We start from the raw sequence: 19,743 nt of genomic DNA, 5'->3' as shown, positions 1-19,743 counted from the left end.
GACAGGAGTTTCACGCGCCCATAGAAAAACCCGCCGATCAACGGCGGGTTTTTCCGTACGCAGCGGCATTGCGGCCTGCGCAGAACGCTGCGATCAGCCGCACCATACCCGCGCGTTGCGGAACATGCGCATCCACGGCGAGTCACCCTGCCACTCGGCCGGCGCCCAGCTCATGTTGAGCGCGCGCGGCGTGCGTTCCGGGTGCGGCATCATGATGGTGACGCGGCCGTCGCTGCTGGTCAGGCCGGTGATGCCGTCCGGCGAACCGTTCGGGTTCAGCGGGTACTGGCTGGCCACGTTGCCGTTGCCATCGATGTAGCGCAGCGAAACGCGAGCGGCTGCCTGGTCGACGGCATTGTCGAACACGGCCTGGCCTTCACCATGCGCCACCGCCACCTGCAGGCGCGAACCAGCCATGCCACGCAGCAGGATCGACGGCGACTCCACCACTTCCAGCAGCGCGGTACGGGCTTCGAACTGCTCACTGGCGTTGCGGCGGAACTGCGGCCAGTGCTCGGCCCCCGGAATGATGCCCTTGAGCTGGCTCATCATCTGGCAACCGTTGCACACGCCCAGCGCGAAGCTGTCCTCGCGCGCGAAGAACGCGGCAAAGGCATCACGCAGCGCACTGCGCTCCAGGATCGAGGTGGCCCAGCCGCGGCCGGCACCCAGCACGTCGCCGTAGCTGAAGCCACCGCAGGCGACCAGGCCGGTGAAGTCCTGCAATGCCACGCGGCCTTCGATCAGGTCGCTCATATGCACGTCGAAGGCGCGGAAGCCGGCACGTTCGAAGGCGTTGGCCATTTCGATCTGGCCGTTGACGCCCTGCTCGCGCAGTACCGCCACGCGCGGACGCGCGCCGGTGCTGATGAACGGGGCGGCCACATCTTCATTGAGGTCGAAGCTGAGCTTGGGCTTCAGGCCCGGCGCAGTGAAGGCACGGGCGATCTCGCGCTCGGCATCGGCATTGGCCGGGTTGTCGCGGCGCTTCTGCATCGCGTGGGTGACCGACCACCAGGCGTCGAACAGCGCTTCCCAGCGCCATTCGGCCAGGTTCTCGCCGGCCAGCGACACGCGCACCACCGGTGCGGTGGTCGGCTTGGCGATGCGCTGTGCACACTCGATCAGTGCATGGCGCTCGACCAGGTCGGCAAAGGCGGCGCGGTCTTCGCGGGCGATCTGCACCACCGCGCCCAGCTCTTCATTGAACAGGCTGCGGAACGGATCGTCGCCCCAGGCATCGAGGGTGATGTCCAGGCCCAGCCGCGAGGTGAAGGCCATTTCGCACAGCGCGGCGAAGGCGCCGCCGTCGCTGCGGTCGTGGTAAGCCAGCAGCAGGCCGGCCTGGCGCGCATCGCGGATCAGCTCGAAGAAGCCACGCAGGCGCTGCGGGTCGTCCAGGTCCGGTGCGGCGCCGGCGAAGGCCGGCAGGTCGCCGTGGTCGGCATGCACCTGCGCCAGGATCGAACCGCCCAGGCGCTGCTTGCCGGCGCCGAGGCCGATCAACCACAGCTCGCTGTCCACATCACGATCGAGCAGCGGGGTCAGCTGCTGGCGCACGTCGGCCACCGGCGCGAACGCCGAGATCACCAGCGACACCGGCGACACGCTCTTGTGCGCTTCGCCCTGGTCGTGCCACTGCGCCTGCATCGACAGCGAGTCCTTGCCGACCGGGATGCTGATGTCCAGCTGCGGGCACAGTTCCATGCCCACCGCCTTCACCGCGTCGTACAGCAGCGCGTCTTCGCCGGGGTGGCCTGCCGCGGCCATCCAGTTCGCCGACAGCTTGATCTCATCCAGCGCATCGACCGGGGCCGCGCACAGGTTGGTCAGCGCTTCGCCCACCGCCATGCGTGCCGAAGCAGCCGCATCGAGCAGGGCCAGCGGGGTGCGCTCGCCGATCGACATCGCTTCGCCGGCCACGCCGTCGAAGTCGGCCAGGGTGATCGCCACGTCGGCCACCGGCAGCTGCCACGGGCCGACCATCTGTTCGCGCGCGGTCAGGCCACCGACGCTGCGGTCACCGATGGTGACCAGGAAGTTCTTCGAAGCGACCGTCGGGTGCGCGAGCACGCGCAGGCCGGCGTCCTGCAGGTCCAGGCCGCCGGTCTTCAGCGCCGGCCAGCGCGGTGCCGGCGGGTGCGCGGTGTCGCGGTGCATCTTCGGCGGCTTGCCGAACAGCACGTCCATCGGCAGGTCGATCGGCGCATCGGCCGGGGTGTGGCCCGGCACGGCGCCGTAGGCGACCACCAGGTGCTCTTCAGCGGTGGCCACGCCAACGGCAGCGAACGGGCAGCGCTCGCGCGCGCACAGCGCGGCGAACTCGGCCAGGCGCTCCTGGGCCACGCCGAGCACGTAGCGTTCCTGCGATTCGTTGCACCACAGCTGCATCGGCGACAGCGACGGGTCATCGGTGGGCACCTTGCCCAGGTCGATGACACCACCGACGTTCGAGTCGTGCAGCAGTTCGGGGATGGCATTGGACAGGCCACCTGCACCGACGTCATGGAAGAACTTGATCGGGTTGTTGGCACCCATTGCCACGCAGCGGTCGATGACCTCCTGGCAGCGACGCTCCATTTCCGGGTTGTCGCGCTGCACGCTGGCGAAGTCCAGGTCCTCGGCGCTTTCACCGGAGGCCACCGAACTGGCGGCGCCGCCGCCCAGGCCGATCAGCATCGCCGGGCCACCGAGCACGATGACCGCATCACCGGCCTGCAGCGGGATCTTGTCAACCTGTACGCGATCGATCGCGCCGAGGCCACCGGCCAGCATGATCGGCTTGTCGTAGGCGCGGACCAGATCGGCGCCTTCCGGCAGCTCGAAGCTGCGGAAGTAGCCGAGCAGGTTCGGGCGGCCGAATTCGTTGTTGAACGCAGCGCCGCCCAGCGGGCCGTCAGTCATGATTTCCAGCGCCGGCGCCATGCGCGGGTTCAGCGCGCGCGGTGCTTCCCACGGCTGCGGCAGCTCCGGGATGCGCAGGTGCGAGACCGAGAAACCGGACAGGCCTGCCTTCGGCTTGCCGCCGCGGCCGGTTGCGCCTTCGTCGCGGATCTCGCCACCGTTGCCGGTCGATGCGCCCGGGAACGGTGCGATCGCGGTCGGGTGGTTGTGCGTTTCCACCTTGATCTGGAACGCGCTGGGCACCTGTGCTTCGCGGCGGTATTCGCCACTGGCCGGATCGGGGCGGTAGCGCGACGCCGGATGGCCTTCAATCACCGCGGCATTGTCGCTGTACGCGCTGAGCGTGTGCTGCGGGGTCTGCTGGTGGGTGTTCTTGATCATCCGGAACAGCGAGCGGTCCTGCTCCTGGCCGTCGATGGTCCAGCTGGCGTTGAAGATCTTGTGGCGGCAGTGCTCGGAATTGGCCTGCGCGAACATCATCAGTTCCACGTCGGACGGCGACCGGCCCAGCGCGGTGAAGCGTTCGCGCAGGTAGTCGATCTCGTCCTGGGCCATGGCCAGGCCGAGGCGCTGGTTGGCGGCCTCCAGCTGGTCCACCGGCACGCGTTCCAGTTCGCCACGGGCCGGCGCCGAGAACAGCGCCTGGCCCTGCTCCACGGTCTCCAGCACCGACTGCGTCATCGGGTCGTGCAGCGCCTTGACCAGCGCCTGCTGGGCGGCGGCATCGGCCGGCCAGCCCTGCACGTCGATGCGCAGGCCGCGCTCGACCCGGCTCACCGGCTGCCCGGCACCACGGACCAGCTCGGTGGCCTTGCTCGACCACGGCGACAGCGTGCCCAGGCGCGGCACCACGATGCGGCTGACCGCGCCTTCGGCCAGGGCCTCGGCCTGCGGCGCAGCTTCGAGGATGCGGCACAGCGTGGTCAGGTCGGGGGCGGCGCTGCCTTCGGGCTGCACGAAGTAGACGTGCCAGGCACCGCTGATGCGCAGGGAGGGAGCGATGGACTGCAGGCGGGATTCAAGACGTTCGCGGCGGAACGGCGACAGGGCGGGCGCGCCCTCGAGGACCATCATGTCCGGGGAACCGTAGTTGGGAAACGGGCCCGACATTGTACCGGAAGCGGGGGAAGGGCTCTGCCGGGCGGCGCCCGGCACCCGCCGAGGCCAGGGCAACGGCAACGGCCAGAGCAAAAGCTGGCTTCCCGTGGGATGGCGGGGTGGGTCCGGTGGCGGGGGACGCCCGCCCGACCAAACCCTTGAATTCGCGTGCCGACCAACCACGAGGGGCACCGCCGATGGCCGCCGACCGCGCTCAGCGCGCTCTCCGCCCGATTCCCCGAACCATGCGCTTGCTCACGGATTGACCACACGATTGATGACAACGTTGTCCCTACCTGGCGCCGGACTCTCTCCCCGGCCTCCCAGGTACCTCCGTCCGGCCCCTCCGTCGCCTTCCCGGGCGATGCCCGGACCTGCGTCACGCGCGGCGCCATCGGGGCCCGCGCGCCCTTTGATCGGAGACTTACCCATGTACGACCCGATTGTGCGCAGTGCCGAACGTTCGACCCGAAGCTGTCGTCCCCACCGCCTGGCCTGGCTGCCTGCCCTGGCCGCCGGTGCCGCCGCCCTGCCCGGCCTGGCGCAGGCCGCCAGCTGTGCCGGGGTGGCCCAATGGGACCAGGCCAAGATCTACCGGGCCGGCGATACCCTGCAGAAAGGAGGCGTCCTCTATCGGGCGAACCAGGACATCTGGAACGCGCCGCCGGACCATCCGGCCGGTGCGCCCTACTACACCAACCTCGGCGCCTGCGATGGCAGCGGCGCCAACCAGCCGCCGGTGGTCAGCCTGACCTCGCCGGCCAACGGCGCCACCTTCAGTGCCGGCAGCACGGTCAACGTGACTGCCAACGCCAGTGATCCGGACGGCAGCGTCGCCAAGGTCGAGTTCTTCCGTGATGGCAGCACGCTGGGCGTGGCCACCAGTGCGCCGTACGCGGCCAGCTGGGCCAATGCCAGCGCCGGCAGCCACACCCTGCGCGCGGTGGCCACTGACAACAACAACGCCACCAGCAGCACCGCGACCATCACCATCACCGTCAACGCCGCCGGTGGCGATACCACCGCACCGAGCGTGCCGGGCGGGCTGGCGGTCGGTACGCGCACCGCCAACAGCATCGCACTCAGCTGGAACCCGTCCACCGACAACACCGGCGGCAGCGGCGTGGCCGGCTACGACGTGTACCGCAACGGCAGCCTGGTCGGTTCACCGTCCAGTGCCAGCTATGTCGACGGCGGGCTGACTGCCTCCACCACCTACCGCTACCGCGTGCGCGCCCGCGACAACGCCGGCAATGCGTCGGCACAGGGCACCGAGATCAGCGCCACCACGCTGGCCGGTGACGGTGGCACCACCGGCAAGCGGGTCATCGGCTACTTCACCCAGTGGGGCATCTACGGCCGCAACTACCGGGTCAAGAACATCGACAGCAGCGGCTCGGCCGCACGCCTGACCCACATCAACTACGCGTTCGGCAACGTGCGCAACAACCGCTGCGAAGTGGGCATCACCCAGCCGTCGGATCCGAACAGCGGTGCCGGTGGCGACGCCTTCGCCGACTACACCAAGGCCTTCAGTGCCGCCGAGAGTGTCAGCGGCAGCGCCGATACCTGGGACCAGCCGCTGCGCGGCAACTGGAACCAGCTCAAGCAGCTCAAGGCCAAGTACCCGGGCATGAAGGTGCTGATCTCGCTGGGTGGCTGGACCTGGTCGCGCGGCTTCTCCAGCGCGGCGCGCCCGGAAAACCGCCAGGCCTTCGTTGCCTCGTGCATCGACGCCTACATCAAGGGCAACCTGCCGGTGACCGACGGTGCCGGTGGCGCCGGTGCCGCGCTGGGCGTGTTCGACGGCATCGACATCGACTGGGAATACCCGGTGGCCTGCGGCATCGAATGCGGCAAGCCGGAAGACAACGCCAACTTCACCGCACTGATGGCCGAGTTCCGCCGCCAGCTCGATGCGGTGCGTCCGGGCCTGTTGCTGACGGTGGCGGTGGGCGCCGGCATCGACAAGATCCGCGTCACCGATCCGGCCGCGTACCACCCGTACCTGGACTACATCAACGTGATGACCTACGACTTCCACGGTGCGTGGGATGCGAAGACCAATCACCAGTCGGCGCTGTTTGATTCGCCGAATGATCCGTCCACCGGCGACCAGAAGCTGTACAACAGCAACGACGCCATCGAGGCCTTCATCAGCCGAGGCGTGCCCGCCGCCAAGCTCAACCTGGGCATCGGCTACTACGGGCGCGGCTGGACCGGTGTGGCCAACGCCAACAACGGCCTGTACCAGACCGCCACCGGCGCCGCGCCGGGTACCTACGAGGCCGGCATCGAAGACTGGAAGGTGCTGAAGAACCTGGCGTGGCCGGGCTACAGCGACAACACCGCCGGTGCCACCTGGATCTACAACGGCAGCACGCTGTGGAGCTTCGATACCCCGGCCAACATCACCCGCAAGATGGGCTACGTGAAGACCCAGGGCCTGGGCGGCGCGTTCGTCTGGGAGTTCAGTGGTGACGATGCACAGGGCACGCTGACCAAGGCGGTCAGTGATGGCCTGAAGTAAGAAAAAAGCCGGGGGTGCTGCGCGCCCCCGGCTTCCTACCTGTAGAGCCGAGCCCATGCTCGGCTGCGGAAACATCAGCCGAGCATGGGCTCGGCTCTACAGAAACAAGGTCGGCGGCGATCAGCGCTTGGCCGACAGCTTTTCCAGCGCCGCGCGCAGCTGCGCCGGCGGCAGGTAACCGCCCAGCTGGGTACCGTCCGGCGCGAAGATCGCCGGCGTCCCGTTCACGCCCAGCTGCTGGCCCAGTGCGTACTGCATCGCCACCGGGTTGGTGCAGTTCTTGGCCGGCACATTGCCACCGCGCTTGGCATTGGTCAGCGCCTGGCGGCGATCCGCTGCACACCAGACCGAGATCATGTCGGTGTAGTCCTTGCTGCCCAGCCCCATGCGCGGGAACGCCAGGTACTCGACGGTGATGCCGTTGCGGTTGAGCTCGGCGATGTCCTGGTGCAGCTTGCGGCAGTAGCCACACTCGATGTCGGTGAACACGCTGATGGTGTACTTGGCATTCGGCGCGGCGAACACGATGCGGTCGCCATGGTTGGCCTTGGCCAGCAGATCGCGGCGGTAGCCGAGCAGGCCTTCGCTGTTGGCCGGGCCCTTGGCGCGGGTGTCGTAGGGCTGCGACTGGAACAGGTAGCGGCCATCATCGGACACGTACAGCAGCTGGCCGGACACGACGACCTCACGGAAGCCGGGGAACGGTGCAGCACCGATGTAGTCCACCTGGAAACCGGGGTTCAGCGCGGTCAGCGCGGCGCGCACGGCCTGATCGGCCGACGCGTTGGCGGCCGGGCTGGCCTTGGCCGCAGCGGTGGCGGGTGCCTTGGCAGCTGGCGGGGCCGGCTGGGCGCAGGCGGTCAGGCTGAGCGCACCGAACACGGCGGCGATGGCAAATCGGAGCATGGAGCGGTCCGCGGCAGAAGAAGACCCCGGATTCTGACACAGCTGCCGCGACCGGGCCGCGACACCGCCCGACGCTTGAGGCCGGGGTTCAGGCCTGCGCTCAGCCGCGCGGATGGTGGCGTGCGTGCAGCTTCTGCAGGTGTTCGCGGGCCACCAGGGTGTAGATCTGGGTGGTCGACAGCGAGCTGTGGCCGAGCAGCATCTGCAGCGCGCGCAGGTCGGCACCGCGGTTGAGCAGATGCGTGGCAAAGCTGTGCCGCAAGCCATGCGGGCTGATCCGCGCCGGATCGATGCCGGCCACCTGGGCGTGGCGCTTGACCAGATGCCAGAACGCCTGGCGGGTCAGCGCATGCAGCGTCGGCTCGACGAACAACGGTGTCTGCCCGTCTGCCAACGCGTGCACCTTGCCCTTGCCGACCAGCAGCGGGCGCGACTGCTGCAGGTAACGCTCCAGCCAGTGCTGCGACTCCTCACCCAGCGGCACCAGCCGTTCCTTGCTGCGCTTGCCGGTCACCCGCAGCACGCCCTGGCGCAGGTTGACCGCGGTGGCGGGCAGCAGCACCAGCTCGCTCACGCGCAGGCCGGCGGCATACATCAGCTCCAGCATGGCCCGATCGCGCAGGCCCAGCGGGCTGTCGACATCCGGTGCTGCCAACAGCGCGTCGATCTGGCTCTCGGCCAGCGCCTTGGGCAGCAATCGTGGCAGCTTGGGCGGATCCAGCAGCGCGCTGGGATCCTCGCTGCGTTCGCCGCGGCGCACGCCATCGGCGAAGAACGCCCGCAGCGCCGACAGCAACCGCGCATTGCTGCGCGGTGACCAGCCGTGGCGGGTACGCCAAGCCAGATAGTCGAACAGGCCGGGACGCTCGATGCCGGCCAGGCCACCATCGCGCCCGTCCATCCAGCGTGCCAGCCCTTCCAGGTCGCGCCGGTAGCTGTCGAGGGTGGCGCGGGCCAGGCCGTTCTCGGCCCAGATCGCATCGAGGAAGCGCTGGATGCGCACGCTGTCATCGGCGCGCAGCTCGGGCAGTTGCTGCACCAGCTGGCGGCGTTCGGCGGGGGTGGAAACAGAGGCCATGCGTGCAGGATACGAGGGCCACTGCGGATGCGGCCAGCATTGCGTATGCTCGGCGCATGTCCCGCCCCGTCATTGATACGGCCCCTGCGGCCGCTACAGAGCTGCCCCGCCCGCGCGCATTGCTGCTATGGCGCGCGCTGGCGATGGTCTACGACGCGCTGCCGGTGCTGGCGCTGTGGATGCTGGCCGGCACCCTGTTCACCCTTGCCTACACCGTCAGCGGCCATGCCCAGCGCGAGAACATCGCGCCGTTCAGTGCCTGGCAGTGGCTGCTGTGGGCGGTGTGCTGGGCGATCACGGGGTGGTACGCGACGGCAAGCTGGCGCCGCGGCGGGCAGACGCTGGGCATGCGGCCGTGGCGGCTGAAACTGCACGCCAGCGATGGCGCGCCGCTGCGGCGCAGCCAGCTGTGGCTGCGCTTCGCCGTGGGCACGCTGTCCCTGCTGCTGGGTGGACTGGGATTCTGGTGGGCGTGGGTCGATCGCGAACGCCTGACCTGGCATGACCGCGCCAGCGGTACCCGCCTGGTGCGGATGCCGAAACGGTAAGGCGCTGTCTGTAGAGCCGAGCCCGTGCTCGGCTGCTTTCCGCACTGTACGTGACAGCCGAGCACAGGCTCGGCTCTACAACAACCAGAATCAGCCCGACTTGCGCCGGAACAGCAGTCCTGACACCGCCAGCATCACGATCGGCGGCAGCGCATAGGCAATGCGGTAATCGAACTTCAACGCGCCGGCCATGCGCCCGAAGAACAGCTGCAGCAGCCAGAAGCCCAGCGCGAACAGGATGCCCAGGAACAGGCGCTTGCCCATGCCGCCGCTGCGCAGCGAACCGAACGCGAACGGCACCGCCGCCAGGCATAGCGCCAGCACGTTCACCGGGTAGAACCAGCGGCTCCAGTACACATCCTCGAAGTCGCGCGCATCCAGCCCGTTGCGCTGGCGATAGGCGATGCTGGTGCTCAGTTCGGCCACGCTGAGGTTGCGCGGCTTGGCGATGCCGGTGGCCAGCGCCGCCGGATCCAGCGAAGAATTCCACGCTTCGCGCGCCACTTCCTCACGCGTGGCCGAGCGTTCACCAAAGGTGTCCCGGCGCACGCCCGTCAATACCCAGCCATCCTTGTCATGCTCGACGGTGGCAGCATGGGTCAGCGAGGCGATCCGGCCGTCTTCAGCGATGTGATACAGGCGCACGTCGCGCAGGATCAGGCGCGTGCCCTTGTCGCCAACCAGCTGCTCCTCGCCACTCTGCGCATTGAGGAAGGTATCGCCCTCGCGTGCCCACAGGCCCGAATAACGGCTGGTGGCGATATCCCGCCCCCACTTGGCACTGGACTTCAACGCATCGGCACGGTCCTGGCCCCAGGGGCCCAGGGTCTCGGCGCTGAGCACCATCACCGCGGTCAGCAGCGACAGCGCGATCGCCACTGAAACGCTCAGGCGCTTGCGCGACAGCCCCAGTGCACGCAGCGCGGTCAGCTCCGAGGTCGCCGCCAGCTGGCCCAGGCCCATCAGTGCGCCGATCACCGCGGCGGTGGGGAACATGGTGTAAGCGCGGCGTGGCACCGTATACAGCACCCAGGCGGCGGCATGGCCCAGGGTGTAGCCGTTCTTGCCGATGTCCTTGAACTCGCCGGAGAACGCCATCACCACGTCCAGACCGACCAGTACGGCCCACGTCAGCAACACGGTGGTGAACACCGACCGGCCCAGGTACAGGTCGAAACGCATCGGGCGCAGCCTCATGCGCGGGCTCCCTTCGGGCGGCCCAGGCGGCCATCACGTGCATACATCCAGATGGCCAGCGCCAGCAGCGGCAGGGTCAACCACCACAGGCCGAGCGCAGGGGGGATCTTGCCGTTGGCGATCCAGCCGCTGCCGATGAACATCAGGTTGGTGCCGACCATGTAGGCCATCAGCGCCAGCATCATGCGGCCGTAGCGCTGCTGGCGCGGCGAGCTGCGGCCCAGCGGCACGGTCAGCAGGGCGAACGCCAGCGCGATCAGCGGCGGGGCCAGGCGGCGGTGCAGCTGCGCCTGCGCCTGCGGACGCTCATCGCCGATCAGCTGCAGGGTCGGCATCAGTTCCGGGTCATCCTCGGTGCGGGTCTGCGCGCCATCGGGCAGGGCCACGTCATTGCGGGCGAAGGTCGCCAGGCGGTAGTCCAGCGCACCGGCCACCGGCCCTTCCACCTGGTGGCCGTCATCCAGCTCCAGGAAGCGCTGGCGGGTACCCTCGAAGAACATGCGACCGCCATTGGCCGACACCACCTCCAGGCGGTCATCCTTCTGGCGCTGCAGAAACACGTTGCCCAGCTGGGTGCCATCGGGCGAGATCGAGGACAGGTAGACCACGCCGCCATTGGGCAGCGGGGTGAAGCGGCCCGGCTCCAGGCCGGCCATCAGCACGCTGCGGTTGGCCTCGATGATCATCTGCTCGGCCACCCGGCCGGCCCAGGGGCCCAGCCACAGCGAGCAGGTGCCGACCAGCACCACCACCGGCACCACCAGCATCAACAGCGGCCGCAGCAGGCGCTTGGGGCCCACGCCAATGGCGGTGATGACCGCCATTTCCGAATCGCGGTACAGGCGGGCGATGGCCAGCAGCAGGCCCAGCATCAGTGCCAGCGGCAGGATCAGCGGCAGGTAGGCGATGAACTGCAGGCCCAGCTGCGAGAACAGCAGCTTGGCCGGCAGCCGCCCGTCGGCGATGTTGCCGAGGATGTCCACCAGCACGCCGCCCACGCTGACCACCAGCAGGACGATCAGGGTAGCCAGGAAACTCTGGACGAAATCGCCCAGCAGGTATCGGTCGAGCTTCAGCATGGGGCGGTGGTTTAAACTCTGGGGTTCGTTCGCGGTGCCGCCCAGTCTACTGTCTGGGCGTAAACGGCCTGCGATTGTACGGACTCGCCAATGGAATCTGCTCAATGGCCCTCGAATTCACCCTGAACCACGTTGCTCCGGCCGCCGCCGCCGTTGATTGCCTGGTGGTCGGCGCCTATGCCGACCATACCCTGACCCCGGCCGCACAGGCCCTGGACGCCGCCAGCGGTGGCCGCCTGGCCGCCCTGGCCCAGCGCGGCGACCTGTCCGGCAAGACCGGCGCCACCACCCTGCTGCATGACCTGCCGGGCGTGACTGCCCCGCGCGTGCTGGTGGTCGGCCTGGGCGAAGTCGCCCGTTTCGGCGTGCCGCAGTACCTGAAGGCCGTCGGCGACGCCGTGCGCGCGCTGAAGGCCGGTGCTGCCCGCAGCGCACTGTTCACCCTGTCCGAAGTGGCCATCAAGGACCGCGACGCGGCCTGGGCGATCCGCCAGGCGGTGATCGCCGCCGATCACGCCGCCTACCGCTACACCGCCACCCTGGGCAAGAAGAAGGCCGACGACGCCGGCCTGGCCCAGCTGGCCATCGCCGGTGACGACGCGCAGGCCCTGGCCCAGGGCCAGGCCATCGCCGCCGGTGTCGAGTTCGCCCGCGAGTTGGGCAACCTGCCGCCGAACTACTGCACCCCGGCCTACCTGGCCGAGGTGGGCGTGAAGTTCGCCGGCGAGCATGACGGTGCCGAAGCCGAGATCCTCGACGAGCACCAGATGGAAGCGCTGGGCATGGGTTCGCTGCTGGCCGTGGCCCGTGGTTCGGCCAACCGCCCGCGCCTGGTGGTGCTGAAGTGGACCGGTGCTGGCGACGCCAAGCCCTATGTACTGGTCGGCAAGGGCATCACCTTCGATACCGGTGGCGTCAACCTGAAGACCCAGGGCGGCATCGAAGAAATGAAGTACGACATGTGCGGTGGCGCCAACGTCATCGGCACCTTCGTCGCTGCGGTCAAGGCCAAGCTGCCGCTGAACCTGGTGGTGGTGGTGCCGGCCGTTGAAAACGCCATCGACGGCAACGCCTACCGCCCGTCCGACGTGATCACCTCGATGTCGGGCAAGACCATCGAAGTGGGCAACACCGACGCCGAAGGCCGCCTGATCCTGTGCGACGCGCTGACTTACGCGCAGCGCTTCGAGCCGGCCGCGCTGGTCGACGTCGCCACCCTGACCGGTGCCTGCATGGTCGCCCTGGGCCACCAGACCGCCGGCCTGATGAGCAAGCACGACGACCTGGCCAACGAGCTGCTGGCCGCCGGCGAGCACGTGTTCGACCGCGCCTGGCGCCTGCCGCTGTGGGACGAGTACCAGCCGATGCTGGATTCGACCTTCGCCGACGTCTACAACATCGGCGGCCGCTGGGCCGGCGCGATCACCGCTGGCTGCTTCCTGTCGCGCTTCACCGAAGGCCAGCGCTGGGCCCACCTGGACATCGCCGGCGTGGCCAGCGATGAAGGCAAGCGTGGCATGGCCACCGGCCGCCCGGTCGGCCTGCTGAGCCAGTGGCTGCTGGACCAGGCCGCCCGCGCCTGATGCCGTACCCGACCCTGGCCGGCGCCCGCCGGCCGGGGCCTCGCCCGGCACCGCCGGAACCCTGCCTGACCCGGACCCTGCCATGCCCCGCGCCGACTTCTACCTGATCGCCAAGCCCCGCTTCCTGACCGAGCCGTTGCGCCTGGTCTGCGAGCTGGCACGCAAGGCCAACGACGCCGGGCTGTTCACCCTGGTGCTGGCCCGCGACCAGGCCCAGGCCGAGGAGCTGGACGAACTGCTGTGGGCGTTCGACAACGACGCTTACATCCCGCACCAGATCGCCGGCGAGGACATGGACGAGGAAGAAGCGCTGGTGCTGATCGCCGTACCCGGCACCGGGGCACCGGCGCGTCCGCTGGTGATCAACCTGCGTGATGAACCCTGGCTGGGCGAGTGCGAGCGCGTGCTGGAAGTGGTTCCGGCCGACCCGGAAGCGCGCGAACCGCTGCGCGAACGCTGGCGCCAGTACAAGGCCGCCGGTTACGACCTGAACAAGCACGACATGTAAGCGCGCCCCGGCCCCCTTGATGGGCCGCCGCCGCGCCCTGATCCTTCAACGATTACCTCCTGGTTCCCCCGCATGACCCAACTCGCCTCCAGCTACGACCCGAAGTCCTTCGAGACCGACCTCTACGAGGCCTGGGAGAAGGCCGGCCACTTCAAGCCGTCCGGCACGGGCGAGCCGTACACCATCCTGCTGCCGCCGCCGAACGTAACCGGCACCCTGCACATGGGCCACGCGTTCCAGCAGACCCTGATGGATGCGCTGGTGCGCTACCACCGCATGCGTGGCTACGACACGCTGTGGCAGGTCGGTACCGACCATGCCGGCATTGCCACCGAAATGGTGGTCAGCCGCAACCTGGCGCTGGAAGGCAAGGGCGAGACCCGCGATTCGCTGGGCCGCGAGGGCTTCATCGGCAAGGTCTGGGAGTGGAAGCAGCAGTCCGGCGACACCATCGAGCGCCAGATGCGCCGCCTCGGCACCTCCGCCGACTGGTCGCGCAGCACCTTCACCATGGACCCGCAGCCGTCGGCCGCCGTCAACGAAGCCTTCGTGCGCTGGTACGAGCAGGGCCTGATCTACCGTGGTCAGCGCCTGGTCAACTGGGACCCGGTGCTGAAGACCGCCATTTCCGACCTGGAAGTGGAGAGCGCCGAGGAAGACGGCTTCCTGTGGTCGATCGCCTACACGCTGGATGAAGGCCTGAGCTACGAGCACGTCGAGCGCGATGCCGACGGCGTGGAAACCCTGCGCGAAACCCGCGACTACCTGGTGGTCGCCACCACGCGCCCGGAAACCCTGCTGGGTGATACGGCGGTGATGGTGCATCCGGAAGACGAGCGCTATGCGCACCTGATCGGCAAGCAGGTGGTGCTGCCGTTGACCGGCCGCCGCGTGCCGGTGATCGCCGACGATTACGTGGACCGTGCGTTCGGCACCGGCGTGGTCAAGGTCACCCCGGCGCACGATTTCAACGACTATGAAGTGGGCGTGCGCCACAGCCTGCCGATGATCAACCTGTTCACCCCGGTGGCGGCGCTGAATGAAAACGCACCCGAACGCTTCCAGGGCCTGGACCGCTACGCCGCGCGCAAGGCCGTGCTGGCCGAGCTGGAAGACCTGGGCATCCTGGTCGAGACCAAGGCGCACAAGCTGCAGGTGCCGCGCGGTGATCGCACCGGCCAGGTGATCGAGCCGTACCTGACCGACCAGTGGTTCGTGAAGATGGACGACCTGGCCAAGCGTGGCCTGGAACTGGTCGAGGACGGAAGCATCGCCTTCGTTCCGCCGAACTGGATCAACACTTACCGCCACTGGATGAACAACATCCAGGACTGGTGCATCAGCCGCCAGCTGTGGTGGGGCCACCGCATTCCGGCGTGGTTCGACGCCGCCACCGGCAACTGCTACGTCGGTCGCAGCGAAGACGAAGTGCGCGCGAAGAACAACCTCGGCAGCGACGTGGTGCTGAACCAGGAAAGCGACGTGCTGGAGACCTGGTTCTCCTCGCAGCTGTGGCCATTCTCCACCCTGGGCTGGCCGAACGAACAGGCGATGGCCGAGCGCGGCTTCGACCGCTACCTGCCGTCGTCGGTGCTGATCACCGGCTTCGACATCATCTTCTTCTGGGTGGCGCGCATGATCATGGCCACCGACAACCTGGTCGGGAAGATCCCGTTCAAGGACGTCTACTTCACCGGCCTGATCCGCGACGGCCAGGGCCAGAAGATGTCCAAGAGCAAGGGCAACGTGCTCGACCCGCTGGACATCATCGACGGCATCACCATCGACGACCTGGTCGCCAAGCGTACCGGCGGCCTGATGCAGCCGAAGATGGTGGAGAAGATCGAAAAGGCCACCCGCAAGGAATTCCCGGACGGCATTGCTGCCCACGGTGCCGATGCGCTGCGCTTCACCATCGCCGCGCTGGCCACCCACGGCCGCGACATCAAGTTCGACATGAACCGCGCCGAGGGCTACAAGAACTTCTGCAACAAGCTGTGGAACGCCAGCCGCTTCGCGCTGATGAACACTGAAGGTGCCGCGTTCACCGGCGTGCCGAAGCCGCGCACCGATGCCGAGCGCTGGATCCTCGCGCGCCTGGCCGCCACCACTGCCGAAGCGCAGGGCCATTTCGCCGCCTACCGCTTCGATCTGCTGGCACAGTGCCTGTACGAGTTCGCCTGGAACGCGTTCTGCGACTGGTTCCTGGAACTGAGCAAGCCGGCCCTGAACGGTGCCGACGGCGCCGATGCCGAAAGCACCCGCCACACCCTGCTGTACGTGCTGGAAGCGCTGCTGCGCCTGCTGCACCCGCTCACGCCGTTCATCACCGAACAGCTGTGGCAGCAGCTGGCCCCGCGCCTGGGCCTGGCCGAAACCACGCTGTCGCTGCGCCCGTACCCGACCGCGGCCGAGTTCGAGGGCGATTTCGCCCAGGCCGAGGCCGACGTGGAATGGCTGAAGGCGGTGATCAGTGCCGTGCGCCGCGTGCGCAGCGAATTGAACGTCGCCCCGTCCAAGCTGGTGCCGCTGCGCCTGCAGGCCGGCCTGGCACAGGACCGCGTGCGCATCGAACGCTTCAGCGCTTCGCTGTCGTTCCTGCTGAAGCTGGACAGCATCCAGTGGCTGGCCGAAGGCGAAAGCGCACCGCCGGCTGCCGCTGCGATCGTGGGCGAGCTGAAGCTGCTGGTGCCGCTGGAAGGCCTGGTCGATCTCGACGCCGAGCGCGTGCGCCTGGACAAGGAAATCGCCCGCGTCGAAGCCGAAAAGGAAAAGAGCGAGACCAAGCTGGCCAGGTTCACCGACAAGGTGCCACCGGCGGTGGTCGAGCAGGAACGCGTGCGCCTGGTCGACTGGAACACCCAGCTGGCCGGCCTGCGCGAGCAGCGCGCGAAGCTGTAAGCACCATGCTGGTGGGTGCGGACCTCGGTCCGCACTGAGCGATGTGCCAACCAAGGTTGGCACCCACCAAACCCGGAACATTTTCCCGACATGGCATCATCGCCCGATGCCTCTTTCCATTTTCCTGCTGGTCCTCGCGGCTGCGGCCCTGCATGCCAGCTGGAATGCGATCGTCAAGCGCGGACCAGACAAATTCCTCGGCACCGTGCTGGTCACGGGCAGCGCCGCGCTGCTGTCGGCGGCCGCCCTGCCCTTCCTGCCGTTCCCGGCCGCGCACTGCTTGCCGTGGCTGGGCGCGTCGGTGCTGTTGCAGGTGACGTACTACAGCCTGGTCGCACGCTGCTACCAGCAGGTCGACATGAGCCTGGCCTATCCCCTGATGCGTGGCAGCGCGCCGATCCTGGTTGCGCTGGCCGGCACCCTGCTGGGCGAACCATTGCCAGCTGCCGCGTGGCTGGGCGTGGTGCTGGTGAGCACCGGCATCCTGTGCATGGCACTGGGTGCGCGTGGCGGCCAACTGCGCTTGCCACTGCTGACCGCGGCGATGATCGCCACCTACACCCTGGTCGACGCGCAGGGTGCGCGCCAGTCCGGCAGTGCGCTCAGCTACACGCTGTGGCTGTACCTGCTGTCGGGCATTCCCCTGCCATTGTGGGCGCTGTACACCCGGCGCGGCGCGGTGCTGGACTATGCGCGGCAGCATTGGCCTCTCGGTCTGGCCGGCGGCGTCGGCACCACGGCGTCCTATGCGATGGCGTTGTGGGCGATGACCCAGGCGCCGGTGGCGATGGTCTCCGCGCTGCGTGAGTCTTCGATCCTGTTCGCGCTGCTGATCTCGGTGTTCCTGCTGCGCGAGCGCATTCCGCGTGCGCGCTGGCTGGCGGCGGCGCTCATCGTAGGCGGTGTATTGGCACTGCGGTTGGCGTGAGCAATGCGTGCCAACCAAGGTTGGCACCTACCACGGCAGGTGATGTGTCGATGACAGCGGAGATCCGTCGGTAGTGCCGGCCGCTGGCCGGCAATCCTTCCCGGTTACAGCGGCGGCATCGCCTGCAGGTCGCCGTCGACCAGTTCGATCGCCATCACCACCGCGTCCTCGCGGCCCTGTGCGGCCGGGTAGTAACGCGGGCGGCGACCGATCTCGTTGAAGCCTTCGCTGTGGTACAGCGCCAGCGCCGGCGTGTTGGACGGACGCACTTCCAGGAACACCCGCTGCGCGCCACGGTCGCCGGCCAGCTGCACCAGCGCCCGCAGCAGTTGCCGCCCGAGGCCACGCGACTGCGTGAACGGATCGATGCAGATGTTCAGCACATGGGCCTCGTCGGCGGCGATGCTGAGCACGCCGTAGCCGATCAGCTGGCCATCGCGCTCCATCGCCAGACCGGGATAACCGGCACGCAGGCAGTCAACGAAGATGCCGCGGGTCCAGGGAAACGGATAGCCGCGTACTTCAATCGCCATCACCGCGTTGAGGTCGCTCTCGCGCAGCGCACGCAGGCTGACCGGACCGGGCTGGCTGACCGCACTCATGGCGTACCCCGCTTGCGCAGGGTGCGCAGCTGCGGCCACAGCGCGCGCTTGGCGGCCGGGTCCTGGCGCAGCTGGTCCAGCGGCCAGCTGTCCATCAGCGCCTGCGTGGCCGGATCGTTGGGGTTGCAGCCGGACGCGCGCAGCAAGGCGATCTGCAGGCGATCCGGCAGCCGCACCACCGGCTGCCGGGCATTGCCGCCGGGCAGCGGGCGGGCAGCGGCAGGCGCGGTGTCCGGTGCGCTGACCGGGGTCTCGCGACGCGGGGGTGCCGGACGCTCCTGGCGGGAAACCGGTGTGGCCGCAGCCAGAGGCTCGCGCGCGGGTGCGGTGGATGCCCGCGCCTGCTCCGCCGCTGGCGCGGCAGCCGTCTCGGCTTCGGCCACGCTCAGCTGCAGCGCGGCATCCAGTTCCGCGGCCAACTGGCCGTCGTGGTAGACGGTGTAGCCCATGGCCTGCAGCCAGGCCTGCTGGGCCGGTGACCACAGCACGGGCAGGTCCTGGCTCACGCGGCCTCGGGCTTCTTGCGCAGGCGCTGCACGGCCCACATCACCGGGCCGGACAAGGCGTACAGGATGCCCACCGCGAACAGCACGCGCGGCAGATCGATGACCGCGATGGCGATGGCCACCGGTACCAGTGCCAGCACCAGGAACGGCACGCGGTCCGAACGGGTGCCCTTGGCAGCGCCGCCCTTGAAGCTCCAGAAGCGGATGCGGCTGACCATCAGCAGCGCCGCGATGATCGTCACCGCCAGCGCCACGTAGCGCAGCTGGTTGCCGTCCCAGCCCAGGTTGCCATCGGCGAACGCCCAGACGAAGGACATCATCAGGCCGGCCGCGGCCGGGCTGGCCAGGCCGACGAACCAGCGCTTGTCGACCACCGCCACCTGGGTGTTGAAGCGGGCCAGGCGCAGCGCCGCGCAGGCGGCATACAGGAAGGCCACGGCCCAGCCGACGCGGCCGAGCAGCGGGTCATCGAACTTCAGCCACGACAGCGCCCAGTGGTACATCACCAGTGCCGGGGCCATGCCGAAGCTGACCAGATCGGCCAGCGAGTCGTACTGCACGCCGAATTCGCTGCTGGTACCGGTCAGGCGCGCCACGCGCCCATCCAGGCCATCCATCACCGCTGCCACGAACACGGCGATGCTGGCGTTGACGAAGTCCCCGTTGGCCGCGGCGATGATCGCGTAGAAGCCGGCAAACAGGCCGGCGGTGGTGAACAGGTTGGGCAGCAGGTAAATCGTGCGCGAACGCGGCGGCGGTGTGATCGGGTCCATGGAATCCAGTTTAATCGACTTGCCAGTGCTCGGCGCCAATGCTGCAATCGGCGTTCTACGCCCATTCCGTGGAGTTTGCCATGCGTGCCCTGTCCTGCCTTGGATGCCTGCTGCTGTTGGCCAGTGCCAACGTCGTGGCTGGCCCGGTCTATAAATGGAAGGACGCCAATGGCGTGACCCAGTATTCGGAGACCCCTCCGGCGGGCAGGAAATTCGAGACCCGTGCGCAGGCGCGCAGCCCACAGGCTGCGGCCAGCGCCGAGACCCCCGCCGCACCGGTGCCTGAGCAGTGCAGCACGGCCCGGGCCAACCTGGCCCTGCTGGACGGTGGCGGCCAGGTGATGCAGGACACCGATGGCGATGGCAAGGCCGATACCCCGTTGGCTCCGGAGCAGCGCAGTGCGCAGAAGGGATTGGCTGAAGCCGCCATCAAGGCTTACTGCCCGGCGGAGTGAGGGTATCGGCAGGGCTTGCAGCCCTGCACCTGCTTCAAGCAACGGCAACGTCAAACGCCAAAGCGGCTTCCTGAGGGATGGCGGGGCACTGTGGGTTTGCGGGGACGCCGTAAACCCATCCCTGGGGGCTTGGTCGCCGCATCCATG

At 68.5% G+C, this 19,743-nt stretch carries 15 protein-coding genes; 7 read left to right on the top strand and 8 right to left on the bottom strand.

The annotated features are described in order from the left end of the window. Positions 1–93: 93 nt before the first annotated feature. Positions 94–3,978, bottom strand: a complete 3,885-nt coding sequence (purL, locus tag ARC63_RS19520) for a phosphoribosylformylglycinamidine synthase (RefSeq protein WP_231298666.1) — start codon at positions 3,976–3,978, stop codon at positions 94–96. Positions 3,979–4,432: 454 nt separating this feature from the next. Here purL and ARC63_RS19515 point away from each other — a divergent pair, with 454 nt between their 5' ends. Further along, a complete protein-coding gene (locus ARC63_RS19515) occupies positions 4,433–6,532 on the top strand; it encodes a glycosyl hydrolase family 18 protein (protein ID WP_057504178.1) in 2,100 nt (699 codons plus the stop codon). 120 nt (positions 6,533–6,652) lie between these two features. On the opposite strand, the gene ARC63_RS19510 is transcribed toward ARC63_RS19515, so the two are convergent. Continuing rightward, complete coding sequence (locus ARC63_RS19510; RefSeq protein WP_010480725.1) at positions 6,653–7,438, bottom strand: thioredoxin fold domain-containing protein; 786 nt, start codon at positions 7,436–7,438, stop codon at positions 6,653–6,655. Between the two features lie 100 nt (positions 7,439–7,538). Further along, a complete protein-coding gene (xerD, locus tag ARC63_RS19505; RefSeq protein ID WP_057504177.1) occupies positions 7,539–8,516 on the bottom strand; it encodes a site-specific tyrosine recombinase XerD in 978 nt (325 codons plus the stop codon). A 56-nt stretch (positions 8,517–8,572) separates the two neighbouring features. On the opposite strand from xerD, the gene ARC63_RS19500 reads away from it, so the two are divergent. Further along, positions 8,573–9,064, top strand: a complete 492-nt coding sequence (locus tag ARC63_RS19500; RefSeq protein WP_057504176.1) for an RDD family protein — start codon at positions 8,573–8,575, stop codon at positions 9,062–9,064. 90 nt (positions 9,065–9,154) lie between these two features. Here ARC63_RS19500 and lptG read toward each other — a convergent pair whose 3' ends face one another. Together lptG and lptF are read right to left on the bottom strand one after the other, a co-directional pair. Continuing rightward, positions 9,155–10,261, bottom strand: coding sequence for an LPS export ABC transporter permease LptG (gene lptG, locus ARC63_RS19495; RefSeq protein ID WP_043403322.1), 1,107 nt, complete (start codon positions 10,259–10,261; stop codon positions 9,155–9,157). Further along, positions 10,258–11,340 carry an LPS export ABC transporter permease LptF gene (gene lptF, locus ARC63_RS19490; protein WP_049410571.1) on the bottom strand — a complete coding sequence of 361 codons (1,083 nt, stop codon included), beginning with the start codon at positions 11,338–11,340 and terminating at the stop codon, positions 10,258–10,260. The genes lptG and lptF overlap by 4 nt, the downstream gene beginning before the upstream one ends. Positions 11,341–11,444: 104 nt before the next feature. On the opposite strand from lptF, the gene ARC63_RS19485 reads away from it, so the two are divergent. From ARC63_RS19485 to ARC63_RS19470, 4 genes are all read left to right on the top strand, one after another. Continuing rightward, entirely contained in the window at positions 11,445–12,923 is a 1,479-nt protein-coding gene (locus ARC63_RS19485; protein WP_010480720.1) for a leucyl aminopeptidase, read from the top strand. A gap of 82 nt (positions 12,924–13,005) precedes the next feature. Next, on the top strand, positions 13,006–13,431 hold the full coding sequence (locus ARC63_RS19480) for a DNA polymerase III subunit chi (RefSeq protein ID WP_010480719.1): 426 nt from the start codon (positions 13,006–13,008) through the stop codon (positions 13,429–13,431). 72 nt (positions 13,432–13,503) lie between these two features. Continuing rightward, a complete protein-coding gene (locus ARC63_RS19475; RefSeq protein WP_049482118.1) occupies positions 13,504–16,332 on the top strand; it encodes a valine--tRNA ligase in 2,829 nt (942 codons plus the stop codon). 106 nt (positions 16,333–16,438) lie between these two features. Continuing rightward, entirely contained in the window at positions 16,439–17,260 is an 822-nt protein-coding gene (locus tag ARC63_RS19470) for an EamA family transporter (protein ID WP_057504175.1), read from the top strand. A gap of 104 nt (positions 17,261–17,364) precedes the next feature. On the opposite strand, the gene rimI is transcribed toward ARC63_RS19470, so the two are convergent. The 3 genes from rimI to pssA are packed head-to-tail and all read right to left on the bottom strand — an operon-like array spanning position 17,365 to position 19,141. Next, on the bottom strand, positions 17,365–17,862 hold the full coding sequence (rimI, locus tag ARC63_RS19465; protein WP_010480714.1) for a ribosomal protein S18-alanine N-acetyltransferase: 498 nt from the start codon (positions 17,860–17,862) through the stop codon (positions 17,365–17,367). Then, positions 17,859–18,368, bottom strand: coding sequence for a hypothetical protein (locus ARC63_RS19460; protein WP_049482122.1), 510 nt, complete (start codon positions 18,366–18,368; stop codon positions 17,859–17,861). The genes rimI and ARC63_RS19460 overlap by 4 nt, the downstream gene beginning before the upstream one ends. After that, complete coding sequence (pssA, locus tag ARC63_RS19455) at positions 18,365–19,141, bottom strand: CDP-diacylglycerol--serine O-phosphatidyltransferase (protein ID WP_057504174.1); 777 nt, start codon at positions 19,139–19,141, stop codon at positions 18,365–18,367. The genes ARC63_RS19460 and pssA overlap by 4 nt, the downstream gene beginning before the upstream one ends. Before the next feature lie 80 nt (positions 19,142–19,221). Here pssA and ARC63_RS19450 point away from each other — a divergent pair, with 80 nt between their 5' ends. Then, on the top strand, positions 19,222–19,596 hold the full coding sequence (locus ARC63_RS19450; RefSeq protein ID WP_029379706.1) for a DUF4124 domain-containing protein: 375 nt from the start codon (positions 19,222–19,224) through the stop codon (positions 19,594–19,596). Positions 19,597–19,743: the final 147 nt, after the last annotated feature.

It is taken from the genome of Stenotrophomonas geniculata ATCC 19374 = JCM 13324, from assembly GCF_001431625.1.
Classification (GTDB): domain Bacteria; phylum Pseudomonadota; class Gammaproteobacteria; order Xanthomonadales; family Xanthomonadaceae; genus Stenotrophomonas; species Stenotrophomonas geniculata.
This window is presented reverse-complemented; position numbering and strand designations above follow the sequence as displayed.

Excerpts from the sequence above, each read along its gene's own strand:
- ARC63_RS19450 (WP_029379706.1), top strand. The coding sequence starts at position 19,222 with ATGCGTGCCCTGTCCTGCCTTGGATGCCTGCTGCTGTTGGCCAGTGCC.
- ARC63_RS19470 (WP_057504175.1), top strand. The coding sequence starts at position 16,439 with ATGCCTCTTTCCATTTTCCTGCTGGTCCTCGCGGCTGCGGCCCTGCAT.
- ARC63_RS19515 (WP_057504178.1), top strand. The coding sequence starts at position 4,433 with ATGTACGACCCGATTGTGCGCAGTGCCGAACGTTCGACCCGAAGCTGT.
- ARC63_RS19480 (WP_010480719.1), top strand. The coding sequence starts at position 13,006 with ATGCCCCGCGCCGACTTCTACCTGATCGCCAAGCCCCGCTTCCTGACC.
- ARC63_RS19475 (WP_049482118.1), top strand. The coding sequence starts at position 13,504 with ATGACCCAACTCGCCTCCAGCTACGACCCGAAGTCCTTCGAGACCGAC.
- pssA (WP_057504174.1), bottom strand. The coding sequence starts at position 19,141 with ATGGACCCGATCACACCGCCGCCGCGTTCGCGCACGATTTACCTGCTG.
- lptG (WP_043403322.1), bottom strand. The coding sequence starts at position 10,261 with ATGAGGCTGCGCCCGATGCGTTTCGACCTGTACCTGGGCCGGTCGGTG.
- xerD (WP_057504177.1), bottom strand. The coding sequence starts at position 8,516 with ATGGCCTCTGTTTCCACCCCCGCCGAACGCCGCCAGCTGGTGCAGCAA.
- ARC63_RS19500 (WP_057504176.1), top strand. The coding sequence starts at position 8,573 with ATGTCCCGCCCCGTCATTGATACGGCCCCTGCGGCCGCTACAGAGCTG.
- ARC63_RS19485 (WP_010480720.1), top strand. The coding sequence starts at position 11,445 with ATGGCCCTCGAATTCACCCTGAACCACGTTGCTCCGGCCGCCGCCGCC.
- purL (WP_231298666.1), bottom strand. The coding sequence starts at position 3,978 with ATGATGGTCCTCGAGGGCGCGCCCGCCCTGTCGCCGTTCCGCCGCGAA.
- ARC63_RS19510 (WP_010480725.1), bottom strand. The coding sequence starts at position 7,438 with ATGCTCCGATTTGCCATCGCCGCCGTGTTCGGTGCGCTCAGCCTGACC.
- rimI (WP_010480714.1), bottom strand. The coding sequence starts at position 17,862 with ATGAGTGCGGTCAGCCAGCCCGGTCCGGTCAGCCTGCGTGCGCTGCGC.
- lptF (WP_049410571.1), bottom strand. The coding sequence starts at position 11,340 with ATGCTGAAGCTCGACCGATACCTGCTGGGCGATTTCGTCCAGAGTTTC.